Source organism: Sulfitobacter donghicola DSW-25 = KCTC 12864 = JCM 14565 (assembly GCF_000622405.1).
GTDB lineage: Bacteria > Pseudomonadota > Alphaproteobacteria > Rhodobacterales > Rhodobacteraceae > Sulfitobacter > Sulfitobacter donghicola.
Genome location: NZ_JASF01000001.1, coordinates 1 through 23,344 on the forward strand (window position 1 = coordinate 1; position 23,344 = coordinate 23,344).

At 53.9% G+C, this 23,344-nt stretch carries 19 protein-coding genes and 2 pseudogenes; 18 read left to right on the forward strand and 3 right to left on the reverse strand.

Annotated elements, in window-relative coordinates; translation table 11 throughout:
- The 4 genes from Z948_RS0100005 to Z948_RS0100020 form a co-directional block, all read left to right on the forward strand.
- Positions 1-719, forward strand: a 719-nt coding sequence (locus tag Z948_RS0100005; RefSeq protein ID WP_025057536.1) for an ABC transporter permease, incomplete at its 5' end; no start/stop codon positions are given.
- A 69-nt stretch (positions 720-788) separates the two neighbouring features.
- Positions 789-3,041 carry a glycoside hydrolase family 99-like domain-containing protein gene (locus tag Z948_RS0100010; RefSeq protein ID WP_025057537.1) on the forward strand — a complete coding sequence of 751 codons (2,253 nt, stop codon included), beginning with the start codon at positions 789-791 and terminating at the stop codon, positions 3,039-3,041.
- Positions 3,034-4,035, forward strand: a complete 1,002-nt coding sequence (locus Z948_RS0100015; protein ID WP_025057538.1) for a hypothetical protein — start codon at positions 3,034-3,036, stop codon at positions 4,033-4,035. The genes Z948_RS0100010 and Z948_RS0100015 overlap by 8 nt, the downstream gene beginning before the upstream one ends.
- 67 nt (positions 4,036-4,102) lie before the next feature.
- Positions 4,103-5,587: a phosphomannomutase/phosphoglucomutase gene (locus Z948_RS0100020; protein ID WP_025057539.1), complete on the forward strand. Its 1,485-nt coding sequence runs from the start codon at positions 4,103-4,105 to the stop codon at positions 5,585-5,587.
- On the opposite strand, the gene Z948_RS0100025 is transcribed toward Z948_RS0100020, so the two are convergent.
- Complete coding sequence (locus Z948_RS0100025) at positions 5,584-6,093, reverse strand: class I SAM-dependent methyltransferase (protein WP_156023565.1); 510 nt, start codon at positions 6,091-6,093, stop codon at positions 5,584-5,586. The two genes, Z948_RS0100020 and Z948_RS0100025, sit on opposite strands and share 4 nt — an antisense overlap.
- 24 nt (positions 6,094-6,117) lie before the next feature.
- On the opposite strand from Z948_RS0100025, the gene tnpA reads away from it, so the two are divergent.
- From tnpA to Z948_RS0100045, 4 genes are read left to right on the forward strand one after another with little or no spacing between them, the layout of a single operon-like run.
- Positions 6,118-6,519: an IS66-like element accessory protein TnpA gene (gene tnpA, locus Z948_RS0100030; protein ID WP_245604529.1), complete on the forward strand. Its 402-nt coding sequence runs from the start codon at positions 6,118-6,120 to the stop codon at positions 6,517-6,519.
- Positions 6,516-6,869, forward strand: coding sequence for an IS66 family insertion sequence element accessory protein TnpB (gene tnpB, locus Z948_RS0100035; protein ID WP_025057542.1), 354 nt, complete (start codon positions 6,516-6,518; stop codon positions 6,867-6,869). The genes tnpA and tnpB overlap by 4 nt, the downstream gene beginning before the upstream one ends.
- 54 nt (positions 6,870-6,923) lie before the next feature.
- Positions 6,924-8,543 (forward strand): IS66 family transposase, encoded by a 1,620-nt coding sequence (gene tnpC, locus Z948_RS0100040; protein WP_025057543.1) that lies wholly within the window; start codon positions 6,924-6,926, stop codon positions 8,541-8,543.
- Positions 8,512-9,087 carry a plasmid pRiA4b ORF-3 family protein gene (locus tag Z948_RS0100045; protein WP_025057544.1) on the forward strand — a complete coding sequence of 192 codons (576 nt, stop codon included), beginning with the start codon at positions 8,512-8,514 and terminating at the stop codon, positions 9,085-9,087. Before tnpC ends, Z948_RS0100045 begins: the two co-directional genes overlap by 32 nt.
- 23 nt (positions 9,088-9,110) lie before the next feature.
- On the opposite strand, the gene Z948_RS0100050 is transcribed toward Z948_RS0100045, so the two are convergent.
- Complete coding sequence (locus Z948_RS0100050; RefSeq protein ID WP_025057545.1) at positions 9,111-9,341, reverse strand: hypothetical protein; 231 nt, start codon at positions 9,339-9,341, stop codon at positions 9,111-9,113.
- 241 nt (positions 9,342-9,582) lie between these two features.
- Here Z948_RS0100050 and Z948_RS0100055 point away from each other — a divergent pair, with 241 nt between their 5' ends.
- The 10 genes and pseudogenes from Z948_RS0100055 to galE all read left to right on the forward strand — a co-directional run bounded on the left by Z948_RS0100055 (position 9,583) and on the right by galE (position 20,721).
- The gene (locus Z948_RS0100055) at positions 9,583-11,223 is read left to right on the forward strand and encodes a calcium-binding protein (protein ID WP_025057546.1); all 1,641 of its coding nucleotides are present in this window, start codon (positions 9,583-9,585) and stop codon (positions 11,221-11,223) included.
- Between the two features lie 619 nt (positions 11,224-11,842).
- Positions 11,843-12,844 (forward strand): IS30 family transposase, encoded by a 1,002-nt coding sequence (locus Z948_RS0100065; protein ID WP_025057547.1) that lies wholly within the window; start codon positions 11,843-11,845, stop codon positions 12,842-12,844.
- Between the two features lie 101 nt (positions 12,845-12,945).
- Positions 12,946-13,086: pseudogene (locus Z948_RS18830) on the forward strand (helix-turn-helix domain-containing protein); the annotation flags it as partial.
- 68 nt (positions 13,087-13,154) lie between these two features.
- A protein-coding gene (locus Z948_RS0100080; RefSeq protein WP_245604531.1) for an IS3 family transposase occupies positions 13,155-14,287 on the forward strand; the annotation gives its coding sequence in 2 pieces (ribosomal slippage) (positions 13,155-13,434 and positions 13,434-14,287; 1,134 coding nt in all).
- A 64-nt stretch (positions 14,288-14,351) separates the two neighbouring features.
- Positions 14,352-14,636, forward strand: a pseudogene (locus tag Z948_RS19120) (ISNCY family transposase); the annotation flags it as partial.
- Positions 14,637-15,183: 547 nt separating this feature from the next.
- Positions 15,184-15,582, forward strand: coding sequence for a hypothetical protein (locus Z948_RS19125; protein ID WP_025057551.1), 399 nt, complete (start codon positions 15,184-15,186; stop codon positions 15,580-15,582).
- Positions 15,579-18,092: a DUF927 domain-containing protein gene (locus Z948_RS0100095; protein ID WP_025057552.1), complete on the forward strand. Its 2,514-nt coding sequence runs from the start codon at positions 15,579-15,581 to the stop codon at positions 18,090-18,092. The genes Z948_RS19125 and Z948_RS0100095 overlap by 4 nt, the downstream gene beginning before the upstream one ends.
- 588 nt (positions 18,093-18,680) lie before the next feature.
- A complete protein-coding gene (locus Z948_RS0100100; RefSeq protein ID WP_037952761.1) occupies positions 18,681-19,202 on the forward strand; it encodes an NAD-dependent epimerase/dehydratase family protein in 522 nt (173 codons plus the stop codon).
- Positions 19,177-19,482 (forward strand): NAD-dependent epimerase/dehydratase family protein, encoded by a 306-nt coding sequence (locus Z948_RS0100105; protein WP_025057554.1) that lies wholly within the window; start codon positions 19,177-19,179, stop codon positions 19,480-19,482. Before Z948_RS0100100 ends, Z948_RS0100105 begins: the two co-directional genes overlap by 26 nt.
- Before the next feature lie 234 nt (positions 19,483-19,716).
- Positions 19,717-20,721 (forward strand): UDP-glucose 4-epimerase GalE, encoded by a 1,005-nt coding sequence (gene galE, locus Z948_RS0100110; RefSeq protein WP_025057555.1) that lies wholly within the window; start codon positions 19,717-19,719, stop codon positions 20,719-20,721.
- Between the two features lie 30 nt (positions 20,722-20,751).
- Here galE and Z948_RS18325 read toward each other — a convergent pair whose 3' ends face one another.
- Positions 20,752-23,253 (reverse strand): hypothetical protein, encoded by a 2,502-nt coding sequence (locus Z948_RS18325; RefSeq protein ID WP_025057556.1) that lies wholly within the window; start codon positions 23,251-23,253, stop codon positions 20,752-20,754.
- Between the last annotated feature and the right edge of the window lie 91 nt (positions 23,254-23,344).

Consider the following 23,344-nt stretch of genomic DNA (forward strand, 5'->3'; position numbering starts at 1 on the left):
AAATGTCTACATCATATGGCCGCTCGCCTGGCGGATATATTTGGACCATCTTGGAGCCTGTTGGGGGAATCTTAATGATGTCGATAGTCTTCTCGTATATCTTTCGCACACCGCCTCTAGGGTCAAGTTTCTTGTTGTTCTATGCAACGGGTATGCTTCCTTTTCTGGCTTATGGGGGTATTTCAATGAAAATTTCCAGTGCTGTACAGTTTTCCAAACCACTTTTGGCCTACCCTTCGGTGACATATATTGATGCACTTGTCGCGCGTCTCATCTTGGAAGTCATCACGCAACTGATCGTCGGATTAATTATCATTACGGGGGTACTTTTATGGACATCCGAAGCTGTAAGTTATGATTTTGGAGCGATCGGTCTGGCTATTTACATGGCAATTGCTCTGGGTGTGGGGATAGGGCTAATGAACAGCGTCCTAAACGCTATGTTTCCAGTGTGGAGGACGCTCTGGGCTGTTCTGAACCGCCCGCTGTTCCTGATATCGGGAATTTTCTTCCTTATTGAACCTTTGCCTGAGCAATACCGCAGCTTGCTGCTCTACAATCCTCTGGTTCACCTTCTTTCAATCATGCGATCGGGGTTTTATGCGTCCTATGATGCACCATATGCCTCGCCCGTTTATGTTTTTGCGTTTGCAAGCGTGCCGACTATCTTCGGGTTACTTTTGTTGTACCGCTATCATAAGGATATCTTGGAATTATAAGAGATGTGTAGAACGAATTGCTTAGTTCTTCATCAGTTGATATGCGAAAAAAAATTTAGGAATCCAGTTATGACCCCAGGCTCAGTGGGAGCGCGCGCGCTGCGGTTTTTGCGCATCTTCTTTCTCAAAACGTCAGAGTGGGCCGCGGTTAAGGCCGGGCGTGAGAGCGGTTTGTTTGATCCGATCTATTACGCTGGTGCCTACCCGCAGGTACATGCGTTGTTCAGGCCCTTCTTGTTGCGCCACTATGTGGTGTACGGTGAATTGATGGGCTACCGGCCTAATCCCGATTTCTCGCCCTCAGCATATCTGCGGTATAATCCTGATGTTGCCATGCAAAATATGTCGCCATTCCTGCATTACGCAAGCATTGGCTATAAAGAAGACCGCATCACCAAAGAGTTACCTAAGGTGGAAGAAATGCCTGCGGTTCTGGCCCCCAAGCTGCGGTTCGATGCGTCACGTACGCGGGCAGATGTGGCGATCGTTATGCACATTTATTATCCCGACCTGTGGCCCGAGTTCAAAGCCAAGATTGACGGTCTGGACATAGAGCATGACCTGTTCATCACGCTGACTTACCGCGGAGATGAGACGGAGGAATTGGCAGCACAGATCAGAGCAGAGTTCCCGTCCACGGTTGTGGTGCCGCTTGAAAACCGTGGCCGTGATATCCTGCCGTTTCTGACGCTGGTAAACGCGGGTGCGCTGACGGGCTACAAGGCGGTGTGCAAAATTCACACCAAAAAATCACCGCACCGCGAGGACGGCGAAATTTGGCGGCGCCACCTGATTGACGGTGTGTTGCCCGATGCGGGCCTGAAAGGCTTGCTCGAGACATTTATCGCCGATGAAGAAGCAGCCTTCTGGGTTGCCGATGGGCAGCATTTTGACGACACCAAATGGTGGGGCAGCAACCTTGAGACGACCCGCAGCCTTTTGCGCCGCATCGAGATGGAAATCTCCGGCAAACGGTTGTCCTTCCCTGCAGGCTCGATCTACTGGATGAAGCCTGTGGTGGTGGGTCTTCTGAAGGCGATGAACCTGCATGTCGAGCAGTTTGACCCGGAGATGGCGCAGGTTGACGGCACGTTGGCCCATGCGCTGGAGCGCACAATGGGGTTTCTTTCGGATGCGGCGGATATGGAGATCCGCCAAACCACACAGGTGGCACAAATCCGTGACGGACAGCTGAACACGGGTGTAAATGTCAGTGATATGACGCAGCCCGATTTTGTGAGCGCTTTCTACCTGCCGCAGTTCCATCCGATTCCGGAAAACGATGCATGGTGGGGCAAAGGCTTTACCGAATGGCGTGGGGTAGTTGCTGCACAATCCATGTTTGACGGCCACAACCAGCCCTTGTTGCCGACAGATTTGGGGTTTTATGATCTGCGTGCCACCGAAGTGATGGGCGAGCAGGCGGCGTTGGCGCAGGCACATGGTGTTGATGCGTTTTGTGTCTACCACTACTGGTTCGACGGGCGCCGCGTGCTGGAGGCGCCACTGGACAAGCTGCTTGAGCGTCCCGAAATCAACTTCCCGTTCTATTTGTGCTGGGCCAACGAGAGCTGGCGGCGTAACTGGGACGGGCTGTCGGGGACCGTCTTGCTGGAGCAAACCTATAAGCGCGGGTTTGAGCAGAAGCTGGTTGATGACAGTCTGAAGTATATGCGCGACCCGCGCTATATACGGCCCGACGGGGTGCGTCCGCGTTTTGTGATCTACCGGCCTGAAGACATGCCTGATCCTGCCGCTTCGGTCGCAAAGATGCGCCGCGCATGGGCGGCTGCAGGCATCGGAGATGTCGAATTGGGTGCTGTGTGTTTCCACGTTGGTGGTGACGCGCCTGTCGCAGATGACCTGTTTGATTTCTGGGTCGAAATGCCTCCTCATGGTATCGTCACAATGGACGATTATGTGTTTGGCGGTCCTGAAGGCAACAAGCTGGGGCGTGATGTACGCACAGGCTTTAAAGGGCTGGTCTATGACTACAATAAAGTCATCAAGAATTCGGTTTCAAAGGAATATGTCAACGGGTTGCCCGACAATACCATCTGCGGTGTGATGCCCAGTTGGGATAACTCGGCGCGGCGCGGGTATAAGGCGCATATGGCCTATGGTGCCAATCCAGCACGGTTCGGTGTTTGGCTGGACGAGGTAAAACGACACCGTATCTCAGGCTCATACCGCAAGGAGCTGTTTGTGAACGCCTGGAATGAATGGGCCGAAAAAGCTGTGATAGAGCCTAATTCTGCTTATGGTGATATGGCACTTCGTATGTTGGAAGAAAAAGTGGGCAAGGAGAATAACGATGTCTAAGGTTGTCCTTCATATTGGAACGCATAAAACGGCAACGACTACCATTCAGGACATGTTCCATAAGAATGCACCGCTACTGAAGCAACATGGGCTGATATATCCGCGGATGGGGCGGGTAACAGGCCATCACGGGCTAGTCTATGATTGGTCGAACTTGCCAAAAGTTTACCAGCCCGACACCACCAGCCTGGATGCCTATAGCAATATCGCCGAAGAATATGCACACCGTGATGTTACCGTGTTCCTCAGCTCGGAGGAATTCTCGCGCAATAACCCCGGGGCCGCGGTGGATTTTGCTGCCGTACGTGAACGGCTTGCCCTCTTTGACGAGATTGAGGTGATATGTATCCTGCGTACTCAGTGGCAGTTTATGCAGTCGATATATCTTGAATTGAGCCGTCGCAATAACCCGCCACGGCCCTCGAAGATATCAAAACCTGCGATTGATAATGGTATGTCGATGGGGCTGGTGGTGGATTACAATCTGATCCTAGACCGTCTTGAAAAAACCTTTGCGCCAGAAGAAATCACGTTGCTGGACTTCAACGCATGTAGACGTGCGGAGGGGCGTATTATCGGCTATTTGCTGCGTCATCTGGGCGTAGACTTAAAAGCGGATGCACTTGAATTGGTAAATGGGGGGCTTTCAAATGTCTCGCCTCATCCGCTGGCATCCTGGGTCAGTAACATCATGGCAGAACCTAAAACTGCACCTGACTGGTTACTGGTAAGTGCGACAACTGCCTTCGAGGAAGAGGCTGGATTAGATGTCACTCCCTGCTTGTTCACGCAATCCGAGTTTGCTGAATTGGAGAAGCATTTTGCCCCGCTTAATGCCCGCCTTGCAGAACGCCGCAGCGCGGTGCAACCTGATTTCAAAATAACGCCGCCGAATGCGAAGGCAATCCAGCTCTACCGTAATCAGGTGCAATCTCCGATTTGGGCTAAGCTAGCCCATGTTCTTGTGCTAGACCGGATGAACGGGCAGAAATAGTCCCTGCTCTTAAGCCGGATTAATACTCTGCCTGACCTCTCTTATTTTGATCGATTGGAAATTTAAAATGATCAAACCGTTGCTTGTTGTTGCTCCAAACACTTGGGAGTTTTTGCGCGATCCAATGATCGCTCCGACGGGGTTTCGTGAGTACGATGCGCGCTGGCAATACCCGGAGGCGATCAACCTGCCAGGTATTACCGCGTTGGGGGTTGGCCTTGGTACACAGATGCACCGCCGCGGGATTGATCCGGTCATTGCTGTGGGCAATGATTACCGTGACTATTCGCTGTCCATCAAAAACGCCCTGATGCTGGGGCTGATGCAGGCGGGCATTCATGTCAAAGACATTGGTCCTGCTGTCTCTCCAATGGCTTATTTTGCGCAGTTTCATCTCGACGCGCCTGCAGTGGCGATGGTTACTGCGTCGCATAACCCAAATGGCTGGACAGGCGTGAAAATGGGCTTTGAACGCCCACTGACCCACGGCCCTGACGAGATGAATGAATTGCGCGATATTGTCCTGAACGGTGAGGGTGAGTTGCGCGACGGCGGGAAGTACGAATTTGTTGAAGGCGTGCGTGAGGCGTATCTTGACGACCTCGTGGGTGACTTCAAAATGACCCGTAAGCTCAAAGTCGTTTGCGCTACTGGCAACGGTACGGCCGCCGCCTTTGGACCTGAGTTGTTCGAGCGGATCGGCGTCGAAGTTGTCTCAAGCCATAACGAGCTGGATTACACATTTCCCCATTACAACCCGAACCCCGAAGCCATGGAAATGCTCCATGACATGAGCGCTTCTGTCAAAGCATCAGGTGCTGATTTTGCCCTTGGGTTTGATGGCGATGGCGACCGTTGCGGTGTTGTCGATGATGAGGGCGAAGAGATTTTCGCCGATAAGATGGGCGTCATCATGGCGCGTGATCTGAGCAAGATTTATCCCAACTCGACCTTTGTAGCAGACGTGAAATCAACAGGGCTGTTTGCCTCTGATCCAGTACTCAAGGCAAATGGTGCCAAGTCGGATTATTGGAAGACCGGCCACTCCCATATGAAGCGCCGTGTGCATGCCCTGGGCGCGCTCGCGGGCTTTGAAAAATCGGGCCACTACTTTTTGGCAGAGCCTATCGGGCGCGGGTACGACTGCGGGATGCGTGTCGCTGTTGAAGTGTGCAAACTGATGGACCGCAACCCTGACATGTCCATGAGCGATCTGCGCCGTGCGCTGCCGCTGACCTATTCCATGCCCACAATGTCACCCTATGCCGCAGATGAGGAAAAATACGATATCCTTGAGCGGATTGTGTCAAAGCTTGAAGGCGTGACAGAGCTGGCAGGCCGCAAGGTTGCACAAGTTGTGACCGTGAATGGTGCCCGCGTGATCCTTGATAATGGCAGCTGGGGTTTGGTGCGTGCGTCCTCCAATACGCCCAATCTGGTGGTGGTCTGTGAAAGCGCTGAATCAGAGACCGAGCTGCGCGCGATCTTTAAGGCGATTGACGATGTGATCCGCTCCGAGCCCGGTGTGGGCGACTACGACCAGACGTTTTAATCTGCCGGTACGACAGCTTTTGTGTCGCGCTTACGGGCAATCGCCCAGCCCAGATTGGGGTGTATTGCAAAATGACTATAGCCAAGATCGGGCAGCACTTCTTCCCACAAGAGGCGCACCGGCTTGGCTTGTTGTTCATCGCTGCTGAATTGACCGAGAGTTTCGGGGCCTTCCTGAAACGCAGGAGAGGTCGCAATTGACCAATCCAGATCATCCAGCACAAGCAGCCCGCCGGGTCTGATCAAACGATCCGCAAGGAAGACCCCTAGCGCTGAAACATCCCAGCTGTGCCCTCCGTCCAGATAGCACAGATCAAAAACAGGACGTGGACGTGCGCGTAACATCTTTTGCAGCTCCCACGTATAGGAGCGATGGGCAAAGACCGGTGTGACACGGTGGCCGAGCTTCAGTTCAGCAAGAATATCAGTGATGTTTGGAGCCTTTGTGTAAGCGGTGCGCTGACCCCACCTTCCTGACGGCTGCTTGATCTGCGAGTCCGTTTCCATGTGTAGATTTGGATGGAGACGGCGTTGGTAGGACATATAGAGCACCATATGGAGGACGCTGGCCGGATGGAGGTCATGGTTGGCCCGTCTGGCAAGCGGAATTGGTCTGATGCGTTCAAGGGCCGTGTTGTTGCCGAGACGCTGGTGCCCGGTGTGACGGTCAATGAAGTGGCACAGCGGCATGATTTGCGGCCCAATCACCTGTCCTCATGGCGGCGGTTGGCGAAGGACGGCAAGCTGGTTGTGCCGGATTTGGTGGGTGCCGAGTTTGCCCCTGTGGTGCTGGCACCTGAGGCAGCGCCGATTGCGGCCCCTTCGGAACGTGCTGTTGAGATCATTTATGGTGCAATCACTATTCGTTTGGATGCCGGGACCCAGCCGGACCGGATTGCCGAGATTGTGCATGCCCTGTCTGCACGCGCATGATGTTTCCGTCGAACCGAGTGCGGATCGTTGTGGCGACCAAACCTGTGGACTTCCGCAAAGGTCATGACGGACTGGCGGCACTGGTCAAGAACGAGCTGCGCAAAGAACCGTTCACCGGGACGGTATTTGTGTTCCGCGCAAAGCGAGCGGACCGGCTGAAGCTCTTGTATTGGGACGGCACCGGACTGGTGATGGCTTACAAGCGGCTGGAGGAACATACCTTCACCTGGCCTGCGATCAAAGACGGGCTGATGGCGCTGAACCACGCTCAATTTGAGGCGCTGTTCTCCGGGCTGGACTGGCGGAAAGTGAAGGCTTTGGCAGCACGCCCGCCGACTGCGGCAGAGTGAATCAGGCAGGCTTTTGCACGGGTGATTGGTGGCATCATTTGATAGGTATCCGCCATGATAACGGGTTCAAATCTTCCAGATGATATTGATGCACTGAAGGCCATGATCTTGGCTTCTCAGGCTGAGATTGCTCAGCGGGATGCGCTGGTCGCGGATCGGGACGCTGTTATTGAACGCAAGGAAGATTGCATCCAGCGGCTGGAGAAGTTGGTCGCTGACTTCAAACGCGCCTTGTTCGGCGCGCGCTCCGAGAAAGCCAGTCCTGAGCAATTTGAGCTGGCGCTGGAAGACATCGAAACGGCAATGGCAGCGGTTCACGCCGAAGACGAAGCCCTTGATCCGCCTGCGCCGCCCACGGCAAAGCCGCGTAAGACCAATCGCGGGTCGCTCCCCAAACATCTGCCACGCATCGAAGAGGTGATTGCGCCTGACAGCACAATCTGCGGCTGCGGTGCCGAGCGCCATGTGATTGGTGAGGACGTGTCCGAACGCCTCGACATCATTCCGGCGCAGTTCCGGGTCATTGTTACACGCCGCCCGAAGTATGCCTGTCGGTCCTGCACGAACGGGGTCGTCCAAGCGCCTGCACCCGCGCGCCTCATTCCAGGCGGCATGCCCACGGAAGCCACTGTGGCGCATGTGTTGGTCAGCAAGTACGCGGATCATCTGCCGCTGTATCGTCAGGCCCAGATTTACGCACGGCAAGGTATCGATCTGGACCGTTCGACCCTCGCAGGGTACGTTGGCAAAGCGGCCTATGAACTGCGGCCCGTGTTTGATGCGCTGATCACCGACCTGAAGCGGTCCTCGAAGCTGTTCATGGATGAGACCCGCGCTCCAGTGCTGGATCCCGGCAAGCGCAAAACAAAGACCGGATACTTCTGGGCGCTGGACCGTGATGATCGACCGTGGGCTGGCGTGTCACCGCCGGGCGTGGCTTTTACCTACGCGCCGGGGCGGTCCGGCCAATATGCAGATGATATTTTGAAAGGATTCTCGGGCATCCTCCAAGTCGATGGCTATGCAGGCTACAACCGCTTGTTCAAACGCGTGAATGACCGTGTTGCATTGGCCTATTGCTGGGCCCATGCACGGCGCAAACTGCACGAGGTCGCGCAATCCGGCACAGCTCCCATCGCCGAAGAGGGATTAAGACAGATCGCCGCCCTCTACCGCATCGAAAAGGATATCCGGGGCCTGACCGACAAGGACCGGCTGGCGGCAAGACAAGATCAGTCAGCCCCGCTGATCGCAGTGTTTGAAGCATGGTTGACCGCCAATCGCGCCCGCGTCTCCTCCAAAGCCCCTCTGGGCGAAGCGCTCAAATACATCGCAAAATACTGGAGCGGCTTGATGCTGTTCCTTGTTGATGGACGTATCGAAATGGATAGCAACGCCGTGGAGCGGACGATCCGGCCCATCGCCTTGAACCGCAAAAACGCACTCTTCGCTGGCGATGACGCCGGAGCGGCAAACTGGGGCGTCATCGCCTCCCTGATCGAGACCTGCAAACTCAACGCAGTCGATCCACACGCATATCTGGCGGAAACGCTTACAGCCATTGTGAGCGGCCATAAACAATCAGATATCGACGCCTTGCTGCCTTGGAGCTACAATCGGCTCAGGCAAAAAGGCGACGGTCATGAGCATCATCGAAATCAAGGTCACGCTTGAGTACATCGAACCCACCGTCACCCGCACTCTGCAGGTGCCATCAGACATCCGCCTCGACCGCCTGCACCTGACGCTGCAGGCCGCTATGGGTTGGATCAATTCCCATCTGTACATGTTTGAGGCAGAGGGCGCGACCTGGGGGCTGCCCGATCCGGACTTTGGTGGTGATGACCTGCCAGCCAACAAAACCACATTGGCCGAGGTGCTGACAGACACCGGCGCGCGCAGTATCCGCTACATCTACGACTTCGGTGATAGCTGGGAACACAGATTGCAAATCGGGGAGTTCACCGATCCCAACCCGGGCGACCTCTACCCCCGCCTGACAGACATCTCAGGTCTATGCCCGCCAGAAGACGTCGGCGGCTTCCCCGGATACAAAGAGTTCCTGGACGCGATGGCCGATGCCAAACATCCCGAACACGCAAGTCTCAAGGAATGGTATGGCGGTGCGTTCGACCCAAGCACACCACCAGCAGACGAACTGCGCTTCGAAGTGCTCAAGCTGGCAAAACGGTGGAAGCCGAAAAAGACGATCAACTGATCAACGTGGGGTTAAAGCACCGCTTACGCCTTTGTGCGCGCTGACGTCAGATCAATTGTCGTCAGATGGCCAACGCCCTGTTCCTCCAGAATGGCGGTGATATAGGCACTTCTTTTGCCATGAAAAAAGCCAAGCTCGAGGATGCGGCGTGCATTGTTGTTTCTGATGAGTTCCCGAAGGCGGTCCGCCTGCGCGCGTTTCATGTAAGGTAAATGACCGATTGCGGCATCGACGTCGCTTAAATGCGTTGTCATGGGAGCTCCTGAAATTCACTGTTGCACCGTGAGCATCCTATTTTGGCAATAAGATGTTTTGCATTTCATGGCGGACGCATCCTAACTGACATGCGCAAACGGTGACTGGCAATGTAGAAAAACTGCTTTCTTGACTATAAAAGCACCATAATGAATTCTACCGTTAGTGGATAAATTTATTACGCTATTCAAACGGTCTGGGAATTATCCTGACAGCTACACATTTTGAGAGGTGCCTATTATGGGCAACGAACTGCAATACACATCTGTCTTGGACAATAGTCTGTTGGAATTCGGTGAATCCAAATTGTCGATTGGCCAATACGGATATGGAGAACAACTTTTCGATATCACAGGCATATTCGAAGACGGGCTTAGCTTTGGCGGTGGAACAGTCACTCAGCTTCGCGTCAATACCTACGGCGGCATGGAGCTTGTCGGCGCGGCGGGATACACGCAGGGCGAGCTATATGTTCTTAGCCGTGACCTTGATGCGCACGCCACCGAGAATACGGAAGATAATGTAGGTATCTTTTTTGATACCAACGAAGAACGCGATAGTGTTGTCATCACATGGAACAATGTGGGGCTGTCCTATATCGAGTCGCCGCGGCAAACATTTCAGGCCGAGATTATCGACCGTGGCGAGGGAGATTCCGAAATCATCCTGCGCTATCTCGAGATTGATTACGGCGGGGACGGTAATACCTATTTCGACGTAGATATTTACAGCTATTACGGGTCATCTGGGTTTCGACAACTTCTGAATCTGAACAGATCAAACACTCAATTCAATGATCTTGATACCCGCATCGGCAACACAGGCGTAGCAGGGGTAGAGCAGATTTTGTTGCGCGACGGGGAGCCGTTTGGCTTTACGCTGACAGGCACGGATGAGGCCGATCTGTTGATGGGCGGGCCCTTGGCCGATGTCCTTGACGGTCTGGGCGGCGATGACACGATCGAGGGTCAGGGCGGCCCGGATATAATTACCGGCGGGGAGGGGGACGATCTGATCACCTCCAGCGGAGCTGGCCAGAATTATTATGGTAATGAACGGGTTGGCGCCTCCATCGACGGAGGGGCAGGAAATGACACGCTGCGCACCGGTATCGACGACGATACCATCATCGGGGGTGAAGGTGACGACTTGATCAATGGCGGACACGGCTCAAACGATCTGTCTGGTGGCGATGGCAATGACATCATCCGCTTTGGCGGTAGCGGCGACAGTACCGTCACGGGCGGCAACGGTGACGACATGATTGATGGCAGCTTCCTGAATGATCAGGGAAATTCGTACTATTACTACGGCCGCAGTGGTGCAGACATTGATGCAGGGATCGGCGATGACACTGTTCTGGGTACCAATGGCCAGGACGTCATCGCAGGGCAGGCTGGCAATGACAGTGTGTTGGCTGGTGGCGGCAACGATATGATCTTTGGCGGGGAGGGGGATGATATCCTGACCGGCGGACAAGGCCGTGATACAATCGAAGGCGGCGCAGGGGATGATTTCATCTTTGGCGCCTTGGGCGCGGATGTGGCCACGGGCGGGGAGGGCACTGACCGGTTCTATGCTTCCACCCAGCGCGGCGACCAGCTACGCATCCTCGACTATAATTATGACGAGGGCGACTTCCTTGTTCTGGACGGTGATCTGGTGGACCGTGACAGCATCGAATTGCTCTATACAACCGCGCTCACCGCAAACGGTCTGGAAACGCGGGACTACAATCTTGGTATTCGCAGCGAGAACGGTTTCCAAAGTGTCTTTACCTTTGGCAACGAGTCAGAGATCGATCAAATTCTGCTGCGTCTGCCTGCCACAGAAGGCGGCTCTGTTGCCCCGATCCTGTTCGATTTGTCTGATCTGGTCTGATCGATAAACTTCTGCGCGCCTCCCTCCCGCACGCGCCAAAATCGCTTGAGAGAATGCGCGTCATGGAACAAAATATAGAATACACGCAGGTATTGCTTCCTGTTGGTGGCCCGCAGCGGATTACACTGGGCGACAGACAGGGGGTTGCCCGAAAACCTGGAGATCGCCCCCCTCGATGGTGGGGCGGCGTTGATAATTTTTTCAACCTGGCACCTTCGATCACGGATCGGACTGGATTCAGGATCATGATGCCTCCGCCGGTGATGTGCTGGCTTTCTAGGGGGCCAATGCAACACACGCGCAATCCCAGACCAATATGGCCAACACATCAGGGGCTGGTGATGCCACTTTAGAAGAGGTGTTCGCCATTTACCGGCTAACCGGCTAGACAATATGGCCGCTGGTGTGGATATGGATGCGATCAACCTAAAGGTTGGCGGGGCTGTTTTTGATCTGATGCATGAGCCGATATGAAACGGTAATCAATTTTTTATATCAGCTCACTAATATTCATTACATAATAAACCTTATGTGTAAGTCATGTGTAGCCGGGTGCGCGCTACTTTGAAGTGCGACTCCTATTAGAAAACAATGAGTTATCTAATAGGAGGAATATCGCATGGGAACCGTTTACACGCAACTGAGCATGCAAGAACGTCGTAGAATTGAAGATTGGTGGCTCGCAAAGGTCCCTGTCGCTGAGATGGCGCGCGTTCTGAAGCGTCACAAATCGACGATCTTTCGCGAGATCAAACGCAACTTTTGGGCGGATGACTCTTTACCCAAGAAGTATGCTGGATACTTTGGTATGGCAGCACACCAGCGCACCCAGAAACGCCGATCCAGGCAACGCAAACTGATCCGACACCCTGATTTGTGTAAGCGCGTGATTGAACGGATCAAACAAGGCTGGACGCCCGAGCAAATCGGCAATCGGATGATCTATGAAGGCGACAAACAACGTGTCTGCCAAGAAACGATCTATCGCTACATCTACTCCAAAGAAGGCATGGATCAAGAACTTTGGTGGTACCTGCCCTTGCATCGAAAGAACCGGACGCCGCGTCGTGCCCGTAAGCGCCAAAAGTCAAAGTTTGACCGTGATGTCAGCATTTTGTTCCGTCCCGATGATGTCGCCCACCGTCGTCAGTTTGGTCATTGGGAAGGCGATTTGATGATCTTTCGCCGCGAGCAGGGCAAGGCAAACGTGGCCTCTTTGGTCGAACGCAAAACACGCTTCGCCGTCCTGTTCCGCAACAATGATCGAAGTTCAAAGCACTTCATGACACGGCTGATGAATATCATGGAGCCCCTGCCCCAAACCGCGCGCAAATCCATCACTTTTGACCGTGGGATAGAGTTCTCAGGTTGGCGAAAGCTCGAACCGGGGATCGGCACCGAAGCCTGGTTCTGCGACCCGCAGGCACCTTGGCAAAAAGGGTCCGTAGAAAGTTTGAACAAACGTGCCCGTCGTTATCTTCCTCGTGACACACCAATCGCCGCGCTCTCAAATCGCGATATAATGGCGATTTGTGACCGCTTGAACGGAACGCCAAGGAAGTGCCTAGGATGGCGAACGCCGGCCGAAGCCTTCGCCGAAGAAATCAGAAAACTAAGATAGAAAAATGTCGCAACCTAACTTGAGTTCACAAGCGATAATGTCACCCCAGAGCAAAGCAGAAGTGTCACTCTCCTGGCAAAACGATGTGAGGATGAGCGGACATGGGATGGGTGATGATGAGCGAGCGCGAGTTAAACCGCGTTGAAGTATTGGCACAAGTGGATGATGGTCGTCTGTCAGTCGACAATGCCGCGAACATGCTGGATCTGACACGACGCCAAGTTTTCAGGCTTTTGAAGCGGTAAGAGGTGGTCGCAGAAATTCAGACCAGTCGTTAAGGTGGATCGCATGATGAAAGAAGTGATCCGAAATGAAGAAACGAAAGAACCACTCGCCTGAGTTCAAGGCCAAGGTTGCACTTGAAGCGATCCGCGAGGAGATGACGCTGGCGGAACTGTCCAAGAAATATGGGGTCCATCCCACTCAGATCGGCACATGGAAGCGTGCAGCGATAGAGAACATGTCGACTGCCTTTACCCGCAAAGGCTCAGCGCCCGAACCGGTCAGTGCTGCTGACGTCGACAAGTTGCATTCCAAGATTGGCCAGCTGGTGGTGGAACGGGATTTTTTAGCGGACGCCTCGCATCAGTTGCTCGGGACGCGAGGCAAAAAATGGTGAGCCGTGATCATAAGTTGAGTATGCGTAAACAGTGCGAACTGCTGCAGCTGTCGCGGTCACGCCTTTACTATCAGCCTGTCGGCGAAAGCGCAGAAAATCTGCAAGTCATGGAAATCATCGACAAGCAGTTCTTGGAAACGCCTTGGTATGGGTCGCGTCAGATGGCTCGGTACATGAAGCGCAATAATCACCCATGTGGTCGCCACCGTGTCCGCCGGTTGATGCGCCTCATGCGGTTGGTTCCGATCTATCAGGAACCAAACACCAGCAAAAAGCATCCGCAACATAAGATCTGGCCGTATCTGCTGAGGAATGCGGTGATCGACCGACCAAACCAAGTCTGGTGCGCAGACATTACCTACATTCCTATGCGGCGGGGCTTCCTGTATCTGGTCGCAATAATGGATTGGTGCAGCCGCAAGGTTTTGGCATCGAGGCTGTCAAACAGCATGGATGCTGACTTCTGCGTAGAGGCTTTGAAGGAAGCATTGGCCGAGTACGGCAAGCCGGAGATATTCAACACCGATCAGGGCAGCCAATTTACCAGCGGCGCTTGGATCGACGTGCTGGTCGACGCAAAAATCAAGATAAGCATGGACGGTAAAGGCGCGTGGCGCGACAACCGGATGATCGAGCGCCTATGGAGGTCGCTGAAGTATGAATGCGTCTATCTGAATGCCTTTGAGACAGGTTCAGAAATGCGCGCGGGTATCGGAAAATGGCTGACCTACTATAATGCCGAGCGCCCCCACTCGACGCACGGCATATTGACCCCCGATGAAGTCTATGTCAGCAAAACAGAACCAATGAGATTAGCAGCCTAAATGAAAACCTGATCCATCTTAGCAAGGCTGCAAACTGGTCCAAAATCTAGGACCACCTCTGTATCGCCAGAATGGCGCGTCCGCGATCCGGCACAAGGCGCGCGGCAAATCACCGAACAATCAAATCCACAAAGCCAACCGTGACTACGCGCTGAGCCTGATCAAAAAGAGCTACGCAGACTTCGGGCCGCCCCAGGCGGCTGAGATGCTGGCCGAACATCGCGGTTTTAAAGTGTCCCGTGAGACGCTGCGCAAATGGATGCAGGAAGATGGCATATGGTTGTCCCGCAAACAGCCCCGCACATTCCATCAGCCGCGACTCCGCAGAGAATGCTTTGGCGAACTGATCCCCACAAAGGCTGATCGTTTAACAATCGCTGGGCAGTAAAATATCTTATTAACCGATCGGGCAAAGCTGCTCTGCCCTCTTATGCAGCCTTTCCCGTTCCCATTGTTCCCGTCGTTACCACGTAGTTCGGAAAAGAAAAGCTGGGCCTGTAGAGCACATATACGCGTCATAGAAAGGTGATCCATCAGGAGCATACTCTTTGGATTTTGGGGTGGGAACAGTGGGAACGATATCTAGGAAAAAAGATATGCGCTTCAAGCCTTCTACTCTTCTACATATAGAAAGAGTGATTTTTAACGTCCGATAAATAACATTATATTTCAGTCACTTAAAAACTTATCCACAAAGAAATTAGATCAGATCCGGTCACTCTCTTGCCGCAACAGTGCTTTGCGAGAATATAAAATCATGAGCCATGAGATGGCTATCGAAGATGTCCGGGTGGTGTAACGCCAATCACTTCCACCCGGAGCTATTAGGGTCTTCGTTATGATCGTCTCATATTCTTTTACCGTGGGCAATGCCTACTATTGATGGAGTATGCGATATGCATAAGCATCCCCTTGATCTCTGCCGGCAGGTGTCTTCACCCAGCCTGGTTTCAAAAAATAAGACAAAGAAAAATACGAAGCAGCGGCTCCGTCGGCACGGCAAGGATATTTTCCTTGCTGTGAACGACGCAGCATTGCCCATGTTCGAGAGCCTTTGTGCACGCTGGCTTCCTAGCGGAAGGCTTCAGTCAAGAGAATGGGTGGCCTGCAACCCTACGCGCAACGACAGGCGTCCCGGAAGTTTCAGGATCAATGTTGATACTGGGATGTGGGCAGAGTTCGCAATCCCGGGAGTACAGGGCGGCGATCCTATCAGCCTTCGGGCCTATCTGGAGGGCTTGACCCAGATTGAGGCAGCGCGCCTGCTTGCTGACGAACTGGGGGTGGACGCATGAGCGATATCTCTTTGCCGGACACAAACGCGACTATGATCTCACCTGTTCCCCCGAACGCCCCACCATGTGATCTGTTCAATCATCCTCACTTTGCAACGGCTCACTGCTACTACGATGAGAAGGGCGATACCCTTTTTCAGGTGTTCCGTCTTGAGGCCCCTGACCCGGAAGATGCCACGAAAACTGTAAAAACGTTTCGTCCCGCCATCTTCGTTGCCAATCCTGACGGTTCTCATACATGGCAGTACAAAGCCCCTCCCGCGCCGCGCTCTCTCTACGGCCGCCCTGCTTTAGCGACGATGTCTGATGCCCCTGTACTGATCGTAGAAGGTGAAACATGTGCGGATTCTGCGCAGGAAGCATTTCCTACAGTAGCAGTCGTGACATGGCCCGGTGGTTCCAATAGCGTCCGCAAAGCAGATTTTTCTCCCCTGAAGGGACGGAATGTCATGATCATGCCGGATCACGACGAAGCTGGTGCAAAGGCAGCAATTGCTTTGGTCAAAATATTGCATGAAGCCGGGGCAAACAGCGTCCGTGTCATCGCTATCGAGGCGCTGTTGAAAGATAAGATCGGGAGCGCTCCCAAAAGGGGTGACATCGTAGATATGCGCAAAGCAGGCGCGACTTTCAACGGGATTGATACCCTCCCACTTTTGCCGGATCACGATATTCTTGATACGCTGGTAGCGCAGGAGGCTATCCCACCTGCCCCATCGGTTCATGCTCATCTCCTTGAGGCTTACGGCTATAAGGTCGATCTCCCTGAAATCCTGACGCTGAATGATAACGGCCTTACAAAGGAAGTAGAAAATAACCGCGGTGACCGTGTGACTGTGTTTGTCGCCTCTCCTATTGCAGTGATCGGACGCAGCAGGACTGCAGCCGATGGTGCAGGTTGGGGGAAAGTAGTGGCCTATCTCACACCGCTCGGCACGTGGGAAACAGTTGTAATTCCTGATGCCATGACGGCTTCAGACGGCCGCGAGATGCGCGAGCTTCTCGCGCGCCGCGGAGTTATCTGTGGCCAGTGCCCGCAAGGTCGTCAGGCACTGAGAGAGCACTTCGCCTACGCTCAGACCGATACCATTGTCGAGGTTGCAACGCGCTGCGGATGGAAGGAGCAGTCATTTGTGTTGCCGGACCGTGTGATCTCACCCGAAGGCGCACCGCGCATTTTGCCCCCGGAAAACAACAACGCAGAACATTTTTTCAAGACAAGCGGTCGCTTCGACGGATGGCGTGCTTTGTCTAAATCCGTTGCAGGTTCCTCTCGTGCTGTTTTTGGCATCTGCGTTGCACTCTCTGGTCCTCTTGCAAGAGTCATAGGTGAAACCGGCGGGGGCTTTCACCTCTATGATCGGTCGTCGCGGGGCAAAACCAGCCTGCTCATCACGGCGGCATCTGTCTGGGGTGGGGGTGGCCGCGATGGCGCCGTGCGCAGTTGGACAATGACTGCCAATGGCGGCGAAGCCATCGCTGCTCAGCACTCCGATAGCTTTATCGCGCTCGACGAGATCGGAGTCGCAAGCAGTGATGAGGTTCGCGAAGCGATTTACCGTATGTCCAATGGACAGGGAAAGGCCCGTGCAAACCGTGAGGGGAACGCCACCACCTCCGCGCAGTGGTTCGCCATGATGCTGTCTTCCGGCGAAGAGCCTGTCGCCACCCTCCTTGAAGGCCGCGGTCGAGGGCGGGACAGCTCCGCACTCACAGGTGGCATTGCGGTGCGATTGGTGGATATTCCCCATTCCGTATCCGAAGAGCAGACCTTCGAGAGTATTGGTGAGCATGAAAGTGAGGCAACATTTGCCGAGTGGATTACGGCGCAAGCAAAAACTCATTATGGTCATGCTGGCCCTGCCTTTGTCGAACATCTGGTCACTAATCCGAACGGCGCAAAAAAAGAGATCGACATGATCATCTCGACGTTTGTAAAGAATGTTGTAGATCTTGAAGTAGATCCTCAAGTCAGGCGGATTGCGCGTCGTTTTGGCCTTGCCGCTGCAGCTGGTACTCTTGCGGCCCGCTGGAAGATCGTCGCCTGGCCTGAAGAAACCGCTGTACGGGCAGCAATGAGCTGCTTCAAAGCATGGCTTGCTGCGCGTGGCACCAACGGGTCCACCGAGGAAATTACTGCCCTGCGTCAGGTCGCAAAGTTCTTTGAGAGCCACGGGGCAAGCCGGTTCGAAAAGATCAAGCGTGTGGAAAATGCCGACGGTATTGGGGAAGATAATGAATCACGCTCGGATATGGACACCACCGTCCGTGACAGGTGCGGTTATCGCGAAGATACGAACGGGATGGTTTACTACGTTACTCCACAGGCTTGGCGCACAGAAATTTGTGCAGGTCTTGATCCTGTTTATGTTGCGAAACTTTTGCGGGAAAGGGGTGCCCTTACTGGTGACACTGGTGGTCGCTTGCAGAAAAATGTCCGTCTGCCCGAAGGGTCACGTCCAGTCCGAGTTTACATGATTAGGCCGGACAGGATTGGTGACATCGATTAAGCAAAAAAGGGCGCTCCACTGGAGTGCCCGTCTTTGCCCGGAACCTTCCCTCACTTTATTGAAATGGTCGTGCTTTTCAGGATGAATTGCGGCTTGGTTAAGATGTCCCAGATTAATTTCAATGTCGCTTTTCGTATCCATTCATGCGTGTTGAATACATCTTAACGCGCTGTCAAAAATTGCCGGACTACTGCACCTACAGGTCCGGTCTCTCATGCAACAAGCTCTGAGTCATGTCTGGGCAGACCACCGCCGTATGCAGCGTGGCCAAGGCTGTCTCAGGCTGTGAGTTTGGCTAGGGTGCTTAGACCGTCCAGGACGCTGGCTGGCTGGTTGATAAGTCATGCCACACCACTATCCTGTCACAGCCTTTTTGCCACAATATAGTATAGAAATAGCGGCGCCTTACGTGTCACCGCCAGTTCCAGTAAGTTTGCATTATCGGGTACAATAAATAGCCCCCCATTAACCTAAATTGCGATAGGATTTGTATGAATCTCCTTCTTTCTGGATACGTATATTTATTGCTAAATGTTTTGGTCCCTTCAACGGCACACATGCTGCGTATATAAACCTAAGAGCACCTATATGATGAAACTGCGGGTTTTGGTTTTGGGCGGCAGTGGTCGTATCGGCAGTTTAGTACGGCGCAGCTGGGCGCGTGAAACAGGTACGACATTTACCTTTCAGACGCGGCACCCGTCGCCTATGCATCAGAGTGATATCGTCTGGAACGTTTTGTCAGAGCCCCCAGATGCCTTGGGCACGGTGCCGCCTTTTGACTGTATGGGGGTGCTGTCAGGGATTGTTCGGAGGCCGGGTGCCGATCTGTCACTCAACACTGCTATCGGGTCTGCTTGTATTGCGGCTGCTGCACAGTACGGAATCGGGCATGTTCTGCTTGCCTCCAGCTCTGCGGTCTATGGCAGTTACAGCGATGATCCGTTTTCCGAAAGAGATCCGCTGGAGCCGGTCAACGACTATGGGCGCGCTAAACATGCGATGGAAGTCGCTTGCCACACACAAGCTCGCGCATCGGGGGTGCATTTGTACTGTCTACGTATAGGGAATGTCGCGGGTGCCGATGCGCCGCTCCTATATTGGGCCTGACAGTCTGGCGCGTGCTATCGTGTCATTAGCCCGACACCGTGCACAGCTTCCCGATGTGCTCAATATTGCCCCCTCTCCTGTCACCATGGGCGCCTTGGCCAAGGCGACGGGCATGCCGGTCACATTACATACCGCTCAAGACACAGCTCATCAGCATATCACTCTCGATTGCAACGCGCTGGCTGTGCTGCATGAATTTGATCCGGCAGAATCAACTGCGGCCGAGATGATCAGCCAATGGCGCAGTGCCCTTGATAAAGATACTTCTCACACAGCCTGAGACATAGGGCCCTCTCCTGAACTACGAGGCTTGTTATTATCTTCTGACACAAAGGTTCTGCCCTGCTGTTCCCCAAAAGAGGGTGTTCAAGTAGTGTGGGCATTCGGAGGTTATGCACCTGACAAAAGCCGCGGGGCTGCAGATGAGGGAAGCGAGGCGCTTACATCTTGTCCGTTGGGGCCTGAAGTGTAATCAAAGACCTCAAACAGATGTATAATGTAAAAGAGCCAGCCCATGAACAAAAATATACTCGTTGTCGGAGGGGCCGGATACATCGGATCACACACCACATTGGCCTTGCAAGAGGCGGGGTATCGCGCGGTTGTCTATGACAATTTCTCAAGTGGGCACCGCGATGCCTGCTTTGGCGCCGAAACGGTTGAGGGCGCGTTGGAGAATACCGCCCTGTTGACTGACACGATGCAGCGCCATGACATCGGGAGCGTCATCCATTTTGCCGCGCTGATCGAGGCGGGACAGTCTGTCGTTACGCCACTGCCCTTTTTCGAAAACAACGTGGCCGGAACGGTATCCTTGTTGGAGGCGATGAATGCTGCGGGTGTTTCACGGTTGGTGTTCTCCTCCACAGCGGCCGTTTACGGTAACCAGACCCAAAGGCCCTTGCTGGCCGAAGATCTGCCACGCCAGCCCATCAATCCCTACGGTGACAGCAAGGCGATGGTGGAAACCATTTTGGAAAGCTGCGCCACAGCGCATGGCCTACAGGCCATCGCACTGCGCTACTTCAACGCCAGTGGCGCGGATGCCCAAGGCCGCTGCGGGGAACGCCATGACCCTGAAACCCATCTCATTCCGCTGATCATTCAAGCGGCCCAGGGCACCCGCTCCCAAATCAAGATCTACGGTACAGACTATGCGACCCCCGATGGCACCTGTATCAGAGACTACATCCACGTGAGCGATCTGGCCTTGGGCCATGTGGCAGCGGTGCGTCATCTGCTTGAAGGGGATGTGCCAGGAGTTCAAGCAATCAATCTGGGAACGGGGGAAGGCAGAAGTGTCCGGCAGGTTGTGGATGCGGTGAAACGGATATCAAATACGGATTTTGATGTAGTGGAGGACCTCCGGCGCGCTGGTGATCCCGCAACCTTGGTGGCCGATGTGGCTCGTGCGCATACCGTATTAGGGTGGCAGGCGATACATAGTGATCTCGATACCATCGTCCGCGATGCATGGGCTTTTGCAGAACAGATACGCACGCGTAAAGTTTCATCCTGAAGCAGAAAATCTTGTTACCGCCGAGGAAGTTTACCCCAACAGATCAAATGTCGTGCCCCCAAGTGTCAGGTTGATCTCGTCTTGGTTGGCGCCATCCACCAGTGCCCATAGGATCTGGCCTGTTGGTTTGTAGATCACAAAGGCCTCTGCAACATCAGCTTCTCCCGCACTTTGCGTCAACGCAGTGTTGATCTGGAACTGCGATGCTGTTGCAGCGGCATTGCCAAAAGCAAGTGTATCGCCCTGACTGCCAAGATAATCCTGTATCCAGTCTACCCCATGATTTTCAGTACCGAGATGGTAAAACGTATCCGCCCCATCGCCCCCGTTCAATTGATCAAATCCGAACCCTCCATTGAGAAAGTCGTCTCCGTCGCCACCAAACAGGCGATCACCCAGGGCGGACCCGGTAAGCATATCATTCCCCTCGCCCCCGATTACCAGATCAGCGCCAAAACCTCCCACTATCACGTCATTGCCACCATCGCCGCGCAACTCGTCATTGCCATAGCCACCGTCGATTGTGTCGTTCCCTGCCTCTCCAAAGATAAGATCGCGCAGATCATCCACGTCTTCACCGCCGACAAGAAGATCGTCGCCGTTCCCTCCGACCAATGTATCATTCCCCAGCCCCCCATAGATCACGTCATCCAGATCTGCACCGACAAGTCGATCGTCCTGCGTGCTACCCGTCAGGGATAGTGGCGTTTCTGACGTGACCAGGGGCACGAGCTTGACTTCCACCTCCAGCTCCGACTCAAGGTCCAACACGGACTCTTCAGTAATAGCCTCTACAGGCGTTGTGGCATGCGCACTGGTCAACATCTCTGTGGTGCCTTGCCCGTCAATATACTGCACCACAACCGTAAGAGCGCTGTCTGCATCCTCCGACACAACCCTGTAGGAAGCGCCGGTCGCCCCCTCTATCAGCACGCTATCGCGCATCCATTGAAAGCCCAACTCTCCAAGCCCGTCCATATCCTCCAGCAAGGTGGTGATCGCGGTTATTTCCGCCCCGACAACAGGTATCCCCGCAAGAGTGACAACACCCTCTGGCAGATCGTTGATATTCCTGATGGACGCGGTGGTGGCGCTGATGACACGGTGCGTGGTGCCACCATTACTGTATTCGGCGCTCACGTTGACCTTGGTGCCCACATCTTGCTGGCTCAGGACATAGCTGCTGTCTGTGGCACCATCGATCTGTACGCCGTCACGCAGCCAACGATAGTTGATATCTGCAACAAGAGCCCCGAACAAGTCCGTGAGGCCTGAGAATGTGGCCGTGAGCGTCGCACCTTGCTCTGCCTGCCCAGTGAGTGTGACGCTTGGCACGCTTTCTGTCGAGTTGCCCAGTACAAATATTTCGCCACCATCTGGCAAGCTGACATATTGGAAACTGTCGTACTCGGTCACGGTTATGTCTGCGCGTGCCGTGTCGTCCAATGCACCCAGATCAAGCACATCAAGACCGAATTCAAAATCATAGACCGTATCACTGCCCATGCCGTTCTCTAGGATGATGCGATCAGCCCCGTCACCGGTTCGAATGGAATCGTCCCCCGCGCCGGCGCGCAAGATGTCATTCCCTGCTCCGCCCAGCAAAAAGTCATTGCCATCTCCACCTTCCAGAAAGTCATTGCCCTCCTGCCCGAAAACAACATCATCTCCCCCACCGCCAAGCAAGGTATCATCGCCACTATTCCCTTGCAGGCGGTCATCCCCGCCAAGGCCGTCGATATAATCGCCGAGAATGGTGCCAAACACAGTTTCCCCCTCCTGTGTTGTCAGCTCCAGAGTACTTCCTTGTGCGGTATATCCTTCTATCTCATAGCCAATATCAGCCAACATTGCGAGTTCTAGCTGGCCCGGTAATTTACGGGTGCCTATCAGTGCGACCGGATCGAGCAGCGCATCATCGTCGTGGAACCCTTCCTCTATATGACCGTCATGCTCATCCAATGGCACACCAGCACCGCGGTTAACAGCAAGAGTATTGATACCGGTAAATGTGTGATCAACAGCCAGCGCCTCAAAGGTGGTTGATGTCCCTATGCCCAAAACATGGCCCAGCTCATGCAGCACGGTCGTCAGCAGGTCATTTTTGCCCTCTTCGGGTGCATCCAGATCCAGACCCCAATCATCACGCTCGCCCAATACCAATATACCGGCCCAAGGCTCAAAATCGGTGACTGCACCTGTATCGCGGAAGTCATGGCTCACACGGGATTGAAAAATATCACCATCGGCGTTTGTGCCTGCAAATCCCCCCAACCCAAGCGAGTTGAGTTCGCGCGAACCTGCAAATATCAACAGATCATCTATGTCTTCGGTCAGGGTAATTGTCTCGGTCTGGCCCGGCACAGAAGGGTTTGAAATGGTGAAGGTCGTGCCAGCAGCTACATCTTCGAATTCGTCTTGAATGTGCCCTGACCAGATTTCGGCAGCGCGCTCCAGAACCAATCGGACTGCGGGATCGTCATAAAAACCCGTTGTATCGAACCGGTAATCAAAAACAATGTTGAAGCCCATACTACAAATATCCTCACACCTGCTGAAAAACAGACAAACATGCGAGGATGCCCCCATTCAGCAAAGACTGAGACATCTGTTGGTCACGTGG